At 69.1% G+C, this 15,906-nt stretch carries 14 protein-coding genes, 1 tRNA gene, 1 other RNA gene and 1 pseudogene; 4 read left to right on the forward strand and 13 right to left on the reverse strand.

All coding sequences use genetic code 11. From position 1 onward, the window contains the following. Positions 1-30: 30 nt before the first annotated feature. Positions 31-750 (forward strand): ATP-binding cassette domain-containing protein, encoded by a 720-nt coding sequence (locus tag H300_RS26490; RefSeq protein ID WP_051269968.1) that lies wholly within the window; start codon positions 31-33, stop codon positions 748-750. Between the two features lie 117 nt (positions 751-867). Here the strand turns inward: H300_RS26490 and H300_RS0111885 are convergent, their stop codons facing one another. The 7 genes from H300_RS0111885 to ffs form a co-directional block, all read right to left on the reverse strand. Continuing rightward, complete coding sequence (locus H300_RS0111885) at positions 868-1,488, reverse strand: hypothetical protein (RefSeq protein WP_037980038.1); 621 nt, start codon at positions 1,486-1,488, stop codon at positions 868-870. A 193-nt stretch (positions 1,489-1,681) separates the two neighbouring features. After that, the gene (locus H300_RS0111890; protein ID WP_028427597.1) at positions 1,682-2,293 is read right to left on the reverse strand and encodes a hypothetical protein; all 612 of its coding nucleotides are present in this window, start codon (positions 2,291-2,293) and stop codon (positions 1,682-1,684) included. An 880-nt stretch (positions 2,294-3,173) separates the two neighbouring features. Then, complete coding sequence (locus H300_RS0111895; RefSeq protein WP_028427598.1) at positions 3,174-3,848, reverse strand: DUF5063 domain-containing protein; 675 nt, start codon at positions 3,846-3,848, stop codon at positions 3,174-3,176. After that, positions 3,841-4,440, reverse strand: a complete 600-nt coding sequence (gene recR, locus H300_RS0111900; RefSeq protein WP_028427599.1) for a recombination mediator RecR — start codon at positions 4,438-4,440, stop codon at positions 3,841-3,843. Before recR ends, H300_RS0111895 begins: the two co-directional genes overlap by 8 nt. Before the next feature lie 153 nt (positions 4,441-4,593). Beyond that, positions 4,594-4,929 carry a YbaB/EbfC family nucleoid-associated protein gene (locus H300_RS0111905; protein ID WP_078515923.1) on the reverse strand — a complete coding sequence of 112 codons (336 nt, stop codon included), beginning with the start codon at positions 4,927-4,929 and terminating at the stop codon, positions 4,594-4,596. 82 nt (positions 4,930-5,011) lie between these two features. After that, positions 5,012-7,282: a DNA polymerase III subunit gamma and tau gene (locus H300_RS0111910; protein WP_028427601.1), complete on the reverse strand. Its 2,271-nt coding sequence runs from the start codon at positions 7,280-7,282 to the stop codon at positions 5,012-5,014. Positions 7,283-7,518: 236 nt separating this feature from the next. Further along, positions 7,519-7,617, reverse strand: an RNA gene (gene ffs / locus H300_RS30120) — signal recognition particle sRNA small type. A 72-nt stretch (positions 7,618-7,689) separates the two neighbouring features. On the opposite strand from ffs, the gene H300_RS0111915 reads away from it, so the two are divergent. Beyond that, positions 7,690-7,774, forward strand: a tRNA-Ser gene (locus H300_RS0111915). Between the two features lie 93 nt (positions 7,775-7,867). Here H300_RS0111915 and H300_RS0111920 read toward each other — a convergent pair. The 3 genes from H300_RS0111920 to H300_RS29265 form a co-directional block, all read right to left on the reverse strand. Next, complete coding sequence (locus H300_RS0111920) at positions 7,868-9,130, reverse strand: competence protein CoiA family protein (protein ID WP_486583712.1); 1,263 nt, start codon at positions 9,128-9,130, stop codon at positions 7,868-7,870. A 132-nt stretch (positions 9,131-9,262) separates the two neighbouring features. Next, the gene (locus H300_RS0111925) at positions 9,263-9,448 is read right to left on the reverse strand and encodes a hypothetical protein (protein WP_028427603.1); all 186 of its coding nucleotides are present in this window, start codon (positions 9,446-9,448) and stop codon (positions 9,263-9,265) included. Between the two features lie 90 nt (positions 9,449-9,538). Continuing rightward, on the reverse strand, positions 9,539-10,156 hold the full coding sequence (locus tag H300_RS29265) for a hypothetical protein (protein WP_486583713.1): 618 nt from the start codon (positions 10,154-10,156) through the stop codon (positions 9,539-9,541). A gap of 208 nt (positions 10,157-10,364) precedes the next feature. Here H300_RS29265 and H300_RS0111935 point away from each other — a divergent pair, with 208 nt between their 5' ends. Beyond that, positions 10,365-12,047: an Eco57I restriction-modification methylase domain-containing protein gene (locus H300_RS0111935; protein WP_078515924.1), complete on the forward strand. Its 1,683-nt coding sequence runs from the start codon at positions 10,365-10,367 to the stop codon at positions 12,045-12,047. A 12-nt stretch (positions 12,048-12,059) separates the two neighbouring features. Then, on the forward strand, positions 12,060-12,785 hold the full coding sequence (locus tag H300_RS0111940; protein WP_028427605.1) for a PaeR7I family type II restriction endonuclease: 726 nt from the start codon (positions 12,060-12,062) through the stop codon (positions 12,783-12,785). A gap of 84 nt (positions 12,786-12,869) precedes the next feature. Here H300_RS0111940 and H300_RS26500 read toward each other — a convergent pair whose 3' ends face one another. From H300_RS26500 to H300_RS0111955, 3 genes and pseudogenes are all read right to left on the reverse strand, one after another. After that, positions 12,870-13,571: a PaeR7I family type II restriction endonuclease gene (locus H300_RS26500; protein WP_158678357.1), complete on the reverse strand. Its 702-nt coding sequence runs from the start codon at positions 13,569-13,571 to the stop codon at positions 12,870-12,872. Positions 13,572-14,310: 739 nt separating this feature from the next. After that, positions 14,311-15,522, reverse strand: a pseudogene (locus tag H300_RS0111950) (tyrosine-type recombinase/integrase); the annotation flags it as partial. A gap of 9 nt (positions 15,523-15,531) precedes the next feature. Then, positions 15,532-15,834, reverse strand: a complete 303-nt coding sequence (locus tag H300_RS0111955) for a helix-turn-helix domain-containing protein (RefSeq protein ID WP_028427607.1) — start codon at positions 15,832-15,834, stop codon at positions 15,532-15,534. Positions 15,835-15,906 lie beyond the last annotated feature (72 nt).

The raw sequence follows: 15,906 nt of genomic DNA on the forward strand, positions 1-15,906 counted from the left end.
CCCGCCCGTCCTGCCGCACGGAGGTCTCCCTTGCCCGTCCAACTCGCCCTGCGAGGCGTCTCGAAGTCCTACGCGGACCACCTCGTCCTTGACGACGTCAGCCTGACCGTCCGCCCCGGCGAGCGGCTCTGCGTCGTGGGGGACAACGGCTCGGGGAAGTCCACCCTGCTGCGGCTGCTCGCCGGAGCGGAGCCGCCGGACGACGGGACGGTGACCGTCTCGGACGGAGGCGGCGGCACCGGTCACCTCGGGCAGACCATCGACCTGCCCGGCCACCTCCCCGTGCAGCGGACGATCGACGCGGCCCTGGCCGAACTCCGCACGATCGAGACCCGGTTGCGCCGATCGGCGACGCTCCTGGAGGACTCCGCCGCTTCCGAGGACCCGGCGGCCACGGCCGCTCCGCTGCTCTCCGAGTACGGTGCGCTCCTCCACGTCTTCGAGGAGCGCGGTGGCTACGAGGCCGACGCGCGGACGGAGAGGTCGCTGCACGCCCTCGGCCTCGGCGGACTCGACCGGGACCGCCCGCTGCACAGCCTTTCCGGCGGCAACCGGGCCCGGCTCGGCCTGGCCTGCCTGCTGGCCTCGGCGCCGCGGCTGATGCTGCTCGACGAACCGACCAACCACCTCGCGCCCGCTCTCGTCGAGGAGTTGGAGACGGCGCTGGAGTCGTTCGGCGGTGCGGTGGTGGTCGTGTCGCACGACCGGGCGCTCAGCGGCCGGTTCCGCGGTGAGCGGCTGCGGCTCTGACCGCGCGGAACGGCCCCGCGCAGGCGCCGAGGGCCCGACCCCGTGCGTACCCGTGGGGGGTGGTCAGGCCCTCGGCTGTCCGCGCGGCCGGACGGGTGCCAGCCGCAGTAGTGGGGGTCAGCCGCAGTACTGCTGACGCTCGCCGTCGGTCATCTGCCGGGTGTGCTGGGTCTTGGTGCTGGGCGCGTCGGGCATCGGGCCCTCGGCCGTGAACGGCAGGTACCAGATGTAGTGCCCGTAGTACGGGTCCTCGAAGTGCATCTCGTAGGTGCCGTCGACCCGCTGCATCTGGGCCTCCCGGGTGACCCAGCCGATCTCGCCCGGACGCACCTCGATGAACGTGGTCTCCGTCTCGGTGTGCGAGCTGGACCAGGTGTGCTCGAAGCTCGTCTCGATGCTGACCTTGAAGACCTCGGAGAAGCCGTACTCGGCGCTCAGCGACACCCCGAGGCTGTTGGACTCGCCGGTGGTGTCGGACCAGCTCACCGAGGAACGCTGACTGTCCGGGGTGCAGTTGTAGGTCGAGTCACCGACCTGGTGGCGGTCGCCCATGAAGACGTCCGGCGGACCCGAGGGGTGGAAGACGCAGACGTTGGTGCCGTTGTCGCACTTGTCCAGCAGCTCGCGATTGGTCGGGCCGTCCTGGTGGTCGGCACTGGCGGTGGGGGCGAAGGCCAGGCTGCCGATCGCCGCGACCGCTGTCAGCGCGAGTGTGGTGCGGATTCTTCTGCTGCGCATGAGTGTCCTCCGGTGTGGGGTGGTGGGGGATGGCACACAGGCGGGGAGGTACGGGGCGAGGACGCTCGCCGGTCCGGTGCACCGGCGCCGCCCCTTCGGAACGGCCCCCGGGTCCGCCGGGTGGGAGCACGGCCCGTGCGTGGGGAACAGGTCCGGTGCCGACCGGAGCGGGCGTGCCGCAGGCGGCGTCGCCTCAGCTGAAGCCGACGGACCGGGTGCGGTCGTTCATGAAGGAGCCGATGTAGGAGGTGTTCTCCTTGAATGGTCCGTCCCGGTCGCCGCCGAGGTCCGGCTCCGGGTAGAGCCACAGCCAGCAGCCGGCCCAGGGCTGGACCGAGCTGATGATGTTCTTCCAGTCGTCCGGGAAGGTGAAGCTGTAGTCGACCCAGCCGTCCTTCTCGCAGAGACCGTCGCCGTAGACGGTGAACGTGGCGCCGCCGTAGTCCTCGTGCTCGAAGAAGGTCCCCTGGATGATGTCGCCCATCACCTGCGCCCTGGGGGCGCCCTGCGCACCGGACTTGACCGCGGTCTCGGCACCGGCGCGGAGCTCGGCCTTGAAGCCGCCGTCCGTGGCGGCGGCACGGGCGGAGGCCGGGGCGTCGGTGACCTGCCCGTCAGTCGCGACCGCCACCGCTTCGGTGAAGGTGGCGAAGCACTGCTGTGCCTCGCCGTTGAGCCCTCCGATGCAGTGCTCGCCGGCCTCCGAGACCTCGGCACCGGCCGGAGCGGCGGCCGGCAGGACGGCGAGTCCGCAGGCGACCGTGAAGGTCACTGCTGCCGCTCGGCGGAGGTTTCTTCGGGGCATATGCAACTCCCTGGACTTTGCTGGTACTTGGCGAGGTACGCATTCCTCGGGAGCGCTCTCCGAAACCCCGTGCCCGCTATTGCCCACACATCCACCGCAAACCCGCAGGTGACCGTCCGCTCAGTGACCGAGATTGTGGCAACGCTCGATTCCGCATGTGCCGCGCCCAGCCCACGGGGTAATTCGCAATTTCCTGATATCGCGGACAACCTGCCACAAGGCACACGGAAGACCGACCCCGCACCCTCTGCGCTGCCGCAGCCCGAAAGCGGCTCCTCACTACCCCGCCGGACGCCTTTTCCTATACCGGGGGGCAACAAGAGCCACCCCGGGCAACAGCCCCCGTCCCCTCGGGGCGATGCCGCAGCTCAGTCCCTCGCACGCCCTCCGGTGCGACCGGAGATCCTGGACCGGCCGCAGAGGGAACGACGCCGCGGCGATCCGCCGGACGCCGCCGCACCGGCGCGAACAGCATTCCCCTCACGCTATCCCAGCAGCCTGTCCGGAAGATCCAGGAAGGCGGGGGCGGAGGCGCATCCGACATCAACGAGGAAAGCGCTGCGACCTGCCTTGAAATGCCGCCTGCTGACTTGTCTTCCCACCCGGGATGCCGCGATTTCCACCGGCGAATAGCCCAGGGAATCCGAGCGCAACCCCGTATTCGACCACCTGTGGTACCCGCATCACCGTACGTTCATCCGGTGATCGGGCGGCGCGCGGGCAGACCGGACAGCGGACCGCGAACGCGGGGCACAGGCCGGTCTGAGGAAGTGGGCACGACGAAGCCGGAGGGGCGGCTGACGAGGGGCCGGGGACGGGACGGGACGGACGCTTCAGAAGCGCCGACCGCGGCCCCTCGTCGGTCGGTCGGAACGTCTCGTCAGTCGGTCGGCTTGAGCCCCAGCGGGAGGCCGATCTCGGCGGCCATGACCTCGCCGGCCTCGCGCTCCAACTGCCCGTCGTCCCCCACGGCCTCGCTGTCCGTGTCGAGGCCCTTCAGCTCCTCCAGCGGGGTGGCCAGCCGGACGTGCGCCACCAGTGACTGGAGCGCGCGGAGAGCAGCCGATGCCGTCGGTCCCCAGTTGGAGAGGTAGGAGAACTGCCACCACCACAGCGCCTCGGAGACGCGTCCCTCGGAGTAGTGGGCCATGCCGTGCCGCAGGTCCGTCAGCACGTCGGCGAGGTCGTCGGAGATCCGGCAGGGGACCGGCGCGCTGCGCGGGACGTACGGGTCGAAGACCTCCGAGTAGACGTCGACCGGGGCGAGCAGCTCCGCGAGCCGCTGCCGGATGTCGTCGACGTCCGGCTCCGGACCGGTGTCCGCCTCGTACCGCTCGTCCGGGATGATGTCCTCGTGTGCGCCCAGGCGCCCGCCGGCGAGAAGGATCTGTGAGACCTCCAGCAGGAGGTAGGGCACCGCGCTGTCCGGGTCGTCGCCCCTGGCGACCTCGGTCACGGCGAGGACGAAGCTTCTGACCTGGTCGGAGATCTGCACCGCGAAGTCGTCCGGGCTGGACATGCCGGGCGTGCCGTGGAGCTGCGTGGTCTCAGACATCAAGCAACCTTCTCCCCTCGAAGGCACGTCCCAACGTGACCTCATCGGCGTACTCCAAGTCTCCCCCGACGGGCAGACCGCTGGCCAGACGGGTGACCCGCAGGCCCATCGCCGAGACCATCCGCGCCAGGTAGGTGGCGGTGGCCTCGCCTTCGAGATTCGGGTCGGTCGCCAGGATCAGCTCGGTGACCGCGCCGTCGGCCAGTCTGGCCAGCAGCTCCCTTATCCGCAGGTCGTCCGGGCCGATGCCCTCGATCGGGCTGATGGCTCCGCCCAGCACGTGGTAGCAGCCGCGGAACTCACGGGTCCGCTCGATCGCCACGACGTCCTTGGGCTCCTCGACCACGCAGATCATCGTGCGGTCCCGGCGCGGGTCGAGGCAGACCCGGCAACGCTCCTCCTGGGCGACGTTGCCGCACACCTCGCAGAACCGGACCTTCGCCTTCACCTCGGTGAGGGCGTGGGCGAGCCGCCGGACGTCCGTCGTCTCGGACTGGAGGACGTGGAAAGCGATCCGCTGGGCGCTCTTGGGACCGACGCCGGGCAGCCTGCCCAGTTCGTCGATGAGGTCCTGAACCACGCCTTCGTACACGGTCGCTGACTCCTTCTGCCGACCTGCTCCCGCCGGTCCGCTGCTTCGGGGCTGATTCTACTCAGCCGTACTGCCCGAACGGCCCGGATGCACCGGTTCCGGCTGTGCCGGGCGCGGGTGCGCCTTCTTGCCCGGCCCGGCCACCGCGGGGCGTCAGGTCGGCAGCCCCGGCATGCCCCCGAGCCCCTGGGCCAGCGGGCCGAGCTTGGTCTGCTGCAGCTGCTCCGCAGTGCCGGTGGCGTCCCGCACGGCGGCGAGCACCAGGTCGGCGAGCGTCTCGGTGTCCGTCGGGTCCACCACCTCGGGGTCGATGACGAGGCCCTTGAGCTCCCCGGAGCCCGTCACCGTCGCCTTCACCAGACCGCCCCCGGCGGAGCCCTCGACGGATGTCTCGGCCAGCTCCTGCTGAGCTGCCGCGAGGTCCTGCTGCATCTTCTGCGCCTGCTGCAGCAACTGCTGCATATCGGGCTGGCCACCACCGGGAAACACGGTTCAGCTCCTGGGTGTCGACTGCGTCTGGTCCATGTCCTGCTGTGCTGAGCCTACGCGTTCGGCACCCTCCGCGTCCGTCTCAGTCGTGGGTGATCTCCTCCACCACGGTGGCGCCCAGCTCGCGGACGATGAGGTCGTGGCCGGTCATCGCGGACTCGTCCAGGTCCGGGTCGTCGGCCTGCGGGGTGTCGTCCTCAGCCGAGACGTGCGCCCGGGGCGCGGGCGGCGCGGGGGCGGCCTGGCGTGGCTCGGGGGCGCGCGGAGCCGCGGCCGGACGGGATGCGGCCCCTTCGGCGGGCCCCGCACCGGTCTCCGGGCCCGGATACGCGGTGGGCGCGGGCGGGGCGGCTGGCGCGGAGGGGCCGCCTCCGGAGACTCCGCCACCGGAGTGGCTGCCGGAAGCCTCCGAGTACCCGCCCCCGTAGCCGCCGGAGGGACCGCCCGAGTAGCCGCCGCCCGGGGGTCCGGACGGCGGGGCCGTACCGCCTCCCGTCCCGCCTCCGGCGGAGTCGACCACCGCCTCAACCTTCCACTGCACCCCGAACTGCTCGCTCAGCGCCGTGCGCAGCACTTCCTCACTGCCGCCCCCGATGAAGCTGTCCCGGGCCCCGGGGTTGGCGAACCCCAGTTGCAGGGTCGCCCCGTCGAACGCGCTGACCTGTGCGTTCTGGCTGAGCAGGATCCACGTGAAACGACGGCGGCTCTTCACGGCGTCCAGGATGTCCGGCCACATCTGGCGCACCTGGGCGACGTTGCCCCCGCCCGCCGCGGCAGGCTGAGCGGACGGGCCGCCGGGGACCGGGCCCGGAGCTGCGGGCGCCGGAGCGGCCGGGGAGCCGCTCGCGGGAGCGGCGGCGGAACCCGCCGTCGGCCACGCACCGGGCCGCTGACCGCCGGTGGGAGCGGCACCTCCGGCACCGCTCCCGCCGCTCCCGGTGGTCGGCCAGGCTCCGGGCCGCTGGCCCGGCGCACCGGCTTGCCCGGTCCCGGTTGGGTCGACCGGAGTGGGCCCGGCGCCCTGCACCCCGGAGTCGGCCGCCTGCAGCGGCGGGGCGGGCTGCTGCGGGGTGGGCTCCGGCACCGGAGCGGAAGGCGCCGGAGCGGCCGGTGCGGGAGCAGGCCCGGCGGGCGGGGCGTGGCCTGCCTGCGGCGAAGGCCCGGCGATCGGCGCGGCGGCTCCGGGAAGCTGGGGACCGAGCCGCTCCAGCCGGTCCAGGCGCGACTGGAGCGAGCGTTCGTCGGAGTAGGCGGCGGGCAGCAGCACCCGGGCGCAGATCAGCTCCAGCTGAAGCCGCGGCGAGGTCGCGCCGCGCATCTCGGTGAGCCCGGTGTTCACCAGGTCAGCGGCCCGGCTCAGCTCCGCGGCGCCGAGTCCGGTCGCCTGCCGCTGCATGCGCTCCACCACATCGGCGGGGGCGTCGATCAGCCCCTTCCCGGCAGCCTCCGGGACGGCGGCCAGGATGACCAGGTCCCGCAGCCGCTCCAGCAGGTCGGTCACGAAGCGGCGCGGATCGTGGCCGCCCTCGATGACCCGGTCGACCACCTCGAACGCCGCGGCACCGTCACCGGCCGCGAAGGCGTCCACGACGGAGTCGAGCAGGGCACCGTCGGTGTAGCCGAGCAGGGCCGTCGCCATCGCGTAGGTGACGCCGTCCTCGGCGGCGCCGGAGAGCAGCTGGTCCATGACGGACATCGAGTCCCGCACCGAGCCGCCGCCGGCCCGCACCACCAGCGGCAGGACCGTCTCCTCGACCGGGATGGACTCCCGCCCGCAGACGTCCGCCAGGTAGTCACGGAGGGTGCCGGGCGGCACCAGCCGGAAGGGGTAGTGGTGGGTGCGGGACCGGATGGTCCCGATCACCTTCTCCGGCTCCGTGGTGGCGAAGATGAACTTGAGGTGCTCCGGGGGCTCCTCGACCACCTTCAGCAGGGCGTTGAAACCCGCCGGGGTGACCATGTGGGCCTCGTCGATGATGTAGATCTTGTAGCGGCTGGAAGCGGGGCCGAAGAACGCCTTCTCCCGCAGGTCGCGGGCGTCGTCCACACCGCCGTGTGAGGCCGCGTCGATCTCGATCACGTCGATCGAGCCGCCGCCGTTGCGCGCCAGGTCGAGGCAGGACTGGCAGGTACCGCACGGGTTCGGGGTCGGGCCCTGCTTGCAGTTCAGGCAGCGCGCGAGGATGCGCGCACTGGTCGTCTTGCCGCAGCCGCGCGGCCCGCTGAACAGGTACGCGTGGTTGACCCTACTGTTGCGCAGCGCCTGCTGCAGGGGGTCGGTGACATGCTCCTGCCCGATGACCTCGGAGAAGGTCTCGGGGCGATAGCGGCGATACAGGGCGAGGGACGACACGGGTACGACCGTATCGGAGCCGACCGACATCCGGCGCCGGCCCACCGCCCGCGTCCGGCACCGCACCCCGCGCACCGGCCCGGAGGACGGGCGGGACCTTCGACGGCGGACCGTGCCGGGCCCTCGCACGGCGATCTCCAGGCGGGCTTCCGGGGCGGGGTCTCGGGCGAGGGATCACCGCTCCGTGCGTCGCTCCGCCCGGTCCCCGTACCGCCTGGCTCCTCGCACGTCCCGGGAACGTCAACGCCCCCCACGCACCCGCCAGAGCCAACCTACCCTTGCTGCCTTCCGGCCCTGGGGGAGTTCAGTCAGATAGCGCCACGTGAGGGGCTGCGCCCACACTACCCGATCACCCGGGCCCGGATCGAGTTCGCGAGCACCCCTCCACGTCTTGTACAGTCTGCGGCGGAGGATTCGCCTAGTGGCCTAGGGCGCACGCTTGGAAAGCGTGTTGGGGGCAACCCCTCACGAGTTCGAATCTCGTATCCTCCGCCGTGCTCTCACCGGGCACAACGTCGAAGGCCCCCACCGCTTGCGGTGGGGGCCTTCGACGTTGGTGGTTGCAGTTTTGGTTGCAGTTGCCGTCTACCGCCCGTTGAGGACGGCCCGGCACACGTTGCAGTACATGGCGGCGTTCCGCCCGTAGCGCCGCATCAGCTGGCCGCAGCCGGCACACAGCCCGAGTTCCCACCCCGGGCATCCCAGCGCGGCGGAGGCCGCTGCGCGTTCCACGGCGGTGATCCACATCGGGTCGCGGGAGCGCTGGACCGGCATGCGGGGAAGCGTGAAGCCGCCGGTCGGCTGGTCGAAATCGCGGACGGGCCGACCGTCGCTGACGAACCAGCCCTCCTCCCCCGCTCGGCAGGTGCGGTCGACCTCCTGCGCGGCGAAGGTGATCACGTCGCCCTCGTCCTCGACCGGGGCCGCCGGGAGAGGAGCCTTCTCGCCGATGAGCTCCTGCCACAGCGCGCGGTCGTCGGCCGACACCCACATGTACCGGCCGGCGCGGCCGTTCCCTCGGCTAGGAACGTAGACCGGGACGCTCTCGCCCGTAGCGCTCCGCAGGACCAGGTCCTCGATGTGGACGGGCTTCCGCCGCGGGAGGCACAGCGCGGGCACGAACCAGTCCGCGTGAATCGCGCTACAGTGACCGGCGCCCTCGCTGGCCAGGCAGTGGCGATCGCTACTGGGTACGCACTTCCAGACTTCGAGGTGCCGATACCCGCCGCGGATCACCATCTCCTTGCCGTCGGTGATGTCCTTCCACGGCATGTCGTCGACTCGCGCCCACGGAGCGCGGTCGATCAGGGAAGCCGTCCGGTCCTTCGCCACCCAGAGCGGGGCGATGCCGTGCTCCACGGCGTTGACCGAGCGCCGGTGCACGCTGCTCGGGCTCAGGTGGTGGTACTGGATCTCCCAGCCGATCCGGAGACCGCCGGGACCGGTGACGACGGCGTCCGAGATGCTCCGCCGGTTGGCTACGAGAACCTCGGCCTCGGCCTCCAGGCCGTACCGTCCGGCAGTCTCGACGATCCGTTCCTTGGTGGCCTTGTGCTGGGCGCTCTCCGCCGGCGTCGCCTTGTGCGTGATCGGCAGGTGCGAGGCGACGAGCGGCCTCCGGCCCCCCACACGACCTCGGCGAATGAACATCCAGGGCGACTTGCCGCCCGACTCCGACAGGCACTCGCGCTTCTCGTGGTGCGCCAAGCATTCGAGCAGTTGTGGCTCACGCTCGGAGACGCTGGCGGTGATCTCTTGGAGCAGATCGGGACGGTCCGGGTGACCGAGGTCGGGCAGGGACAGATTGATCTCTATGCCGTATCCGGTGTGCCACACCCCATTAGCCATTCCTCCACCATAGGAACGACCACTGACACACAACAGGGTGCATATGGGCTCGAACTCCGTTAGCCGGCCCCAAAGTTCGTGGGGCCGGCCATAAGGAGTCGGCCGGAGATCAACGGCTGACCGTGGTGGTGATCAGCGGCGCCACTTGTCCCAGAGCCACGCGATCACCGTGACCGTCACGAATCCGAGCACCTGCTGGGCCTCGTTGCCGATGCCGGTGGTGTAACCCGCCGCGTATCCGACGGCGACGGCCGCGACGAACATCTCGAACCTGGGCGGCTGCTCGCTTCCGACCATGGGGACGCGCATACTGGACATGGTTCTCCTCCTCATTCAGATGGGTTGGACCATCCGCCGGACCCCGGAGATCTGTGGAAGGTGACACGGGATCCGGCGGAAGCATTTGAGCTAGCTGTCGTCGCCTCGCTCTTCAGCCGTCGGCAGCTCCTCCTCGTACAGCTCGGAGCTCACCAGTTCGCCGAGTTTGGCGGCCGTCTCACGACGCTGCCGCTCGGACAGGCTGCGGAACGCACGCCACGCGAGTTCAGCAGGGGAGCTGGGTCGGCGCCCCATGGCAATCCAAGCCAGTACGAGTGATTTCTCTGCCTGAGAGAGGTCCTTCAGGCGCTCCCAGACCGCCTCCGGATCTGGTGCCCGCCGAACTTCTTGTAGGGCGCGCGTCTTGTAGACCCGGTCGAACGAGGCTGAACGGAGAGGGACGAGCGCGTGAGGCTCTCGTGTAGCGCGGGAGCGGATGCCTGGCTGCCAAATAGGATCGCCGGCCTGCACGAACCGAGCCTCGTGGGACCTCAGAGCTGGGTCGTCACGGTTGGTCGCGATGACCCACCCGTAGTCCCGCAGCTCTCGTACCCGGCGGTCAATCTGGGCGACGTCGGGGAAAGCCTCGCGCAGCTGCGCCTTGGTGTAGACGTTCCCTTCGCCTACCTCGCTGGCGAGCCACAGAGCTGTCCGAACCTTGGACGACATCTTCTTGTCGGTCCAGTCCGGCAGCTTGGATCCCGTCACGTGCTACACCCCCATCACCTGTCGCATGCCAAGTAAAGCACATCCGGCGCGCTTCGGCGCCGTTTTCCGGCGCAGTTCGGCGCAAGGTCGCAGTGAGTCGAGCAGAGACTCGGCGTTTTCGGGCAACAGAACTGTCCGAGGGAGGCTCGGCGCGCACACCGCTCGTTCGTGAACAGAACCCGTGGCCGGAACCTGCCCTAGTAGGGTCATGGACGTGGCCACTCCTCTGCTCTCTGACATCGACTGGCACGACCTTCCCGCCCTGCCCGCGGAGGCCGTGGAACACGGCGAGGTCTTCACTCGACGCTGGGTGGTCGACCTGATCCTCGACCTCCTCGGGTACACGGCCGACAAGGACCTCTGCGAGGTGAAGCTGGTCGAGCCGGCCTGCGGCTCAGGCGCCTTCCTGGTCGCTGTCGCGTCCCGGATCAGCACCTCCTGCCGTACCCACAATCGCCCCCTCGGGGACGCGCTTGCGGCCGTGCGCGCTCTGGATCTGCTGGACCGCAACGTGCATCTGAGCCGCGCAGTCATCGAGAAGCAGCTGGTAGGCGAAGGATGGCAGGCCAAGGAAGCCCGCCAGGTGGCAGCCGCCTGGGTCGATCAAGGTGACTACCTGCTCCAGCCCGATGCAGACCACCGAGCCGACTACGTGGTCGGCAATCCTCCGTACATCCGCCTCGAAGACGTCCCCGACGACCGGATGGCGGCCTACCGCAGCGCCTGCGCCACGATGGGCGGCAGGGCAGACATCTACATCGGCTTCTACGAGGTCGCGCTGCGCAGCCTCAATCCTGAGGGGCGGCTTGGCTTCATCTGCGCCGACCGCTGGATGCGCAACCAGTACGGCCGCCGCCTCCGACAGATGGTGACCAGCCGCTTCAGCATGGACCTGGCCCTGGTCATGCACGACGTAAATGCCTTCGAGGATCAGGTTTCGGCCTATCCGGCGATCACGATCATCTCGAACCGGCCCCAGAGCGAAGCAGTGGCAGCTGACACCACTCGGGCATTCGGCAGCACCCAAGCCGACGACTTCGCCGCCTGGTACGCGAAGGACGCGGCGGAGTCCATCACCACCACTGCGTTCCAGGCTGCCCGCATGCCGCACTGGTTCCCCGACGAGGACTCATGGCCAGCAGCCTCGCCAGCCAGGCTGGCCCTCCTCGAAGAACTCACCGAACGCTTCCGGCTCCTGGAGGACGACCAGACCGGGACCCGCGTCGGTATCGGCATCGCCACAGGCGCCGACAAGGTCTTCCTCACTGCTGACGACGCCCTGGTCGAGAACGACCGGCTCCTGCCCATGGCCATGGTCCGGGACACCACCAGCGGCACCTTGAACTGGACCGGCACCTACCTGGTCAACCCGTGGACAGCCGAAGGCGACCTGGTCGACCTCACGGTCTACCCGAAGCTCTCCGCGTACTTCAAGGAGCACGGGGCCGCACTTCGCAAGCGGTACGTGGCGGTCAAGCAGCCTCGGCGCTGGTACAAGACGATCGACAAAGTCGACCACCGCCTGGCGCGGCGTCCCAAGTTGCTGTTTCCGGACATGAAGCTGACGATCCATCCGGTCCTCGACGAAGGCGCACTGTACCCTCACCACAACCTGTACTTCATCGTCTCGGATGTCTGGGACATGCGCGTACTCGGTGGTCTGCTGCTGTCCAAGGTCGCGGAAGCGTTCGTGGAGGCGTACGCGGTCAAGATGCGAGGGGGAACCCTCCGATTCCAGGCACAGTACCTCCGCAAGATCCGTGTGCCCGACCCGGCAGCAATCAGCGAGAGTGACCGAGCTGCCCTCGCAGATGCCTTCGACAAGCGCGACGTGAAGGCCGCCACAGAAGCCGCCTTGCGCGTCTACGGACTGGCCGAGCTGCCCGACTAGGAGGAACGGATCTTGACGGTCACCCGCCAAGACTTCGAGGACGCCATAGCTGCGTACTGGGGCGCCAAGCAGCTACAGAGCGAGCAGGCAGCGATCAAGGCCGCGGTTGGGGCCGGCACGGCTGGGTCGGTGCGCGGCGGCAAGCACTTCGACGTGATCGCGGCCCTCTTGGCGAAGTTCTTCCTCGAAGCCGGCTACCCGGCCGAGAGCATCCGCGTCAGCAAGTCCCAGGGGCTGGAGCTACCCGGCTACTACCGGCCACAGAAGCAGTGGGACCTTGTAGTTGTGCATGAGGGCGTACTCGTCGCGGCCTTCGAAATGAAGGCGCTCGGCGGGCCCTCGTACGGCAACAACTACAACAACCGGGTCGAGGAAGCGCTGGGCAGCGCGGTGGACCTCCGCCGCGCAGCTATCGCCGAGCTGTATCCGAAGGAGAAGCCCTGGCTCGGCTACTTCTTCATCATGCAGGACGGGGAAGGGTCCCGGAGGCCGGTCAAGACCGCGAAGGGCGCCCTGCCATCTGACGAGATCTGGCACGGTACTTCGTACCAGGACCGGTTCGGGATCTTTTGCGAGCGCCTCATGGCCGAGCAGCTCTACGACGCCGCGTGCTACGTCACATCGTCGGCTGAGGACCCCAAGCCCATCGAGCTGGTGGAGAGCCTCGATTGGAGGCACTTCTCGGCAGCAATCAATGCGCGCCTCACGTACTTGAAGGACCTCGGGCTTCCCGGCTAGAGCGATCAACAGCTCTCGGGAGGTATGCCGGCGCACGTAGGTCCCTTTCCTCCAGGTGCCCTCTGGAGGAAAGGGACCTACGACTCACTCACCGAGCATGGCTTTGACCAGCTTGATCCGGCCTTCGATGGCCACCTGCAAGGTTCGCGCGGTCGCCGTCGGCAGAGGCTCCTTGTAGGTGATGCTGCCGCCCTCCGCCCTCTGCGTAGTGATGAACCACCCGATGTCATAGACGTTCTCACCCACGAAGCGGCTGATCATCTCTTGGTAGCGCTGGGTGTACGACATCCCCTTGAAGGCCGGATCGGTCTCGAACAGCGCATGAGACTGCCTGATCACCTTCTCGGTCTCCTCCGTCTCTTCGAGGACGAAAACGTAACCCAGCCACGGCGGTACAGCCCCGAAGGGCCCGTTCTTCTTCTGGGCGGCCGCCAGGTCAGTGGCGCTACCCAACGCCTCCTCGAAGCGATTGTTGAAGTTCTTGCCCACGCTGCCCACCTGCGATTTGAACTCAAGGGCGGCAACAAGGACTTCCTTGTAGAGGACGACCAGATCCCATTGCTTGCGAACACGGTAGTAGCCCGGCAGGTAGGGCTTCCCCGTCCGGATGTCTCCCGCAGGGATACCGCAGTCGAGGAAGATCCCCTTCACGGCGTCCTCGAAGCCCTTGATGTGCCCATTGGCGCGAGCCTCGCCGCCAGCCTTCCCGCCGTCCTCCTGGTGGCCCCTCTGCTCACCCTTGGACCAGAAGTCCTTGACTGCTTGCTGAATCACCTCGGGCTTCACGTCACCCATCCTCGTCGCTCGGCATACGCCACTGGCTCGAACTCACGCACCTCAGTTGACCCAAGTCTGAGGGGTGGGACTGACAGTGCGTCCACAGGGCACCGAGGCGGCTTCGCTCTGCGCCCATCTCTGCGGAGTGCGCGGCGGGTTGCACCAGGGACTGGTGCAACCCGCCGCGCCTCGTCTAACAGGCGTCGAGGTCTCCGTACCTTCCCGGGTTCCTTGCTCGGTCCACAGCCTGTGCGCAAGCCTCAGCGAATGCGGCAGCAACGGCCTTCTGGCCCGTGCCACGGACCTGGGCCTCGATCTCCTGGCCTGGACGACGGGTGGTGTGCCAGCGCACCGGGAGGTCGGTGTAGAGGTCGCTCTCGAATTCCCAGGCCGTGACGGACCATTGGTCATCGCGGCCGATGTTGAGCCGCCCGCCGCCGGGCAGGAACACGGCGTGGGCGTGGTGGACGATCCGGCGGTCGGGCATGCGGTCGCGGATTGCCCGTGCTCCACCTGGGCCCTTGTGCTCCCACTTCTCCCGGTCCCATTCTTCCACCTCTGCCGAGTGGGCGGGATGGTCGGTGCCCCATTGCGAGGCCACCGCATCCGCGTGCTCACGGTGCAGGAACGGGATGCTGCGTTCACCGAGGAGAGCCACGTACACCGTCGGCTCCGCCGGAACGGAGGTCTTGCTCGGGCCAGGTACTGGACCTCCAGGGGCCGGTTCGAGCACGTGCGGCTTCGGGCCCCACAGCAGGCCGCTGATCTTCGCGGCCGTCTGCTGGAGCACGGGACCAGTGAGGTGCTGGTAACGGCTGCGCATTCGGGCGGACTTGCCGGGCTCCCAGCCCATGATGCGGTCGACGACCGCGTCGGGGACGCCGAGGATCAGAAGGACCGTGGCGGCAGTGTGGCGGGCGTCATGGAGGCGAGCGTCGCGGACCTTCGCGGCCTTCAGCAGGTCCTTCCACTTGTGGTAGTCGGTGTTGGGGTTGAGCGGCTCGCCGGTCGGCGACGTGAACACGTACCCCTTCTCCACCCACAGGTCACGGGCAAGGGCCCGCTCGCGGTCCTGCTGTTCCTTGTGCACGCGCAGCAGCTGCAGGAGTTCCTCGGGCGCGCCGATGGGGCGCTTGCCTGCGCGTGTCTTGGTGTCCTTCGTCTCGCGCCGGGCGCTGATCCGCTGCGGGCAATAGCCTGGCTTGCGACCGCACTTGTCGCCGCAGCCGTGCTGGTAGCGGGGCCGCAGGCGACCCCGGCGTACGAGGATCACGCCCGCCTCGAAGTCGACATCCGCCCATTTGAGGCCGAGGACTTCGCCCTGACGCAGGCCGAGCGCGAGGGCGATGACCCAGCGGGCGGTGTTGCGGTGCTTGTCCGCTTCGAGGAGGAGGCGCTGCACCTCCTCCAGGGAATACGGCTCCACCTCTTCCTCTTCCACCTTGGGCGCCTTGGCGATGGAAGCCGGATTGGTGGTGAGATGACGGCGGCGCTTGGCCTCGTTGAGCGCGGCGCGCACAGTGCGGTGCGCCTGGTGGGCGGTGCCGGCGGAACTACCGGTCGCCTGCATCTTCTTGTAGAAGCGCTCCAGGTGCTCGGGTTCCAGCTTCTCCAGGCGGTGGGCGCCCAGGCCGGGTATGAGGTGATGGTACACCGCGACGCGGTAGCCGTCGATGGCGTTCTCGGACACGCTCGGCGCGGCGATGTTCTCCACCCAGTGAGTCAGCCACGTTTCGACCGTCCAGGTCTGGCCGGCCTTGCGAACGCCCGTGGAGTCACGCTGCTTCTCCAGGTCGCGTACGGCCTTGGTGACCGCGGTGCGGGTCTTGCGGCTGGTGTGGCGGCGGTCGGGGGTGCCATCGTCCTTGACGCCAACGGTGACGTAGCCGTGCCAACGGCCGTCCTTGCCCTGGAAGATCGACGAGGCGCCGTTGGGCTGACGGGACTTGGTTGAGCTCATGTACGCCCCTCAAGCCGCGGTGCCGAAGCCTTCGCGGCTGAGGCGACGTTGGAGAAAGTCGTTCACCGCCTCGACCGGGACGCGGCGCAGCCGTCCGACCTTCGCGGAGGGGATCTCGCCAGAGGAGAGGTACTTGTACAGCGTGGTGCGGCCGACGCCCATGCGGCGGGCGGCCTCGGCGACGGTGAGGCCAACGAGGGTGGCGTCGTCCTGGTCACCGCTCCGCGCGGCTATGAGCGCGCGGAGAGAGTCCTCGGGGACGTCGAGGAGCTGGGCGATCCGGGCAAGCGGCAGGGAGGTGCTCTGAGGCAAGAGGGCTCCTTGACCGGCGGGCGTGGGCGGCAACCCAGGCGGCAATGCCGGTCGATCGTTAGGTATGGCGGT

This window comes from Streptomyces sp. TAA040 (assembly GCF_000424845.1).

What these genes read in the sequence shown, in the direction of transcription:
- H300_RS0111885 (WP_037980038.1), bottom strand. Translation starts at nt 1,488, where the DNA reads ATGCGCAGCAGAAGAATCCGCACCACACTCGCGCTGACAGCGGTCGCG.
- H300_RS0111890 (WP_028427597.1), bottom strand. Translation starts at nt 2,293, where the DNA reads ATGCCCCGAAGAAACCTCCGCCGAGCGGCAGCAGTGACCTTCACGGTC.
- H300_RS0111895 (WP_028427598.1), bottom strand. Translation starts at nt 3,848, where the DNA reads ATGTCTGAGACCACGCAGCTCCACGGCACGCCCGGCATGTCCAGCCCG.
- H300_RS0111920 (WP_486583712.1), bottom strand. Translation starts at nt 9,130, where the DNA reads ATGGCTAATGGGGTGTGGCACACCGGATACGGCATAGAGATCAATCTG.
- H300_RS0111925 (WP_028427603.1), bottom strand. Translation starts at nt 9,448, where the DNA reads ATGTCCAGTATGCGCGTCCCCATGGTCGGAAGCGAGCAGCCGCCCAGG.
- H300_RS0111935 (WP_078515924.1), top strand. Translation starts at nt 10,365, where the DNA reads ATGGACGTGGCCACTCCTCTGCTCTCTGACATCGACTGGCACGACCTT.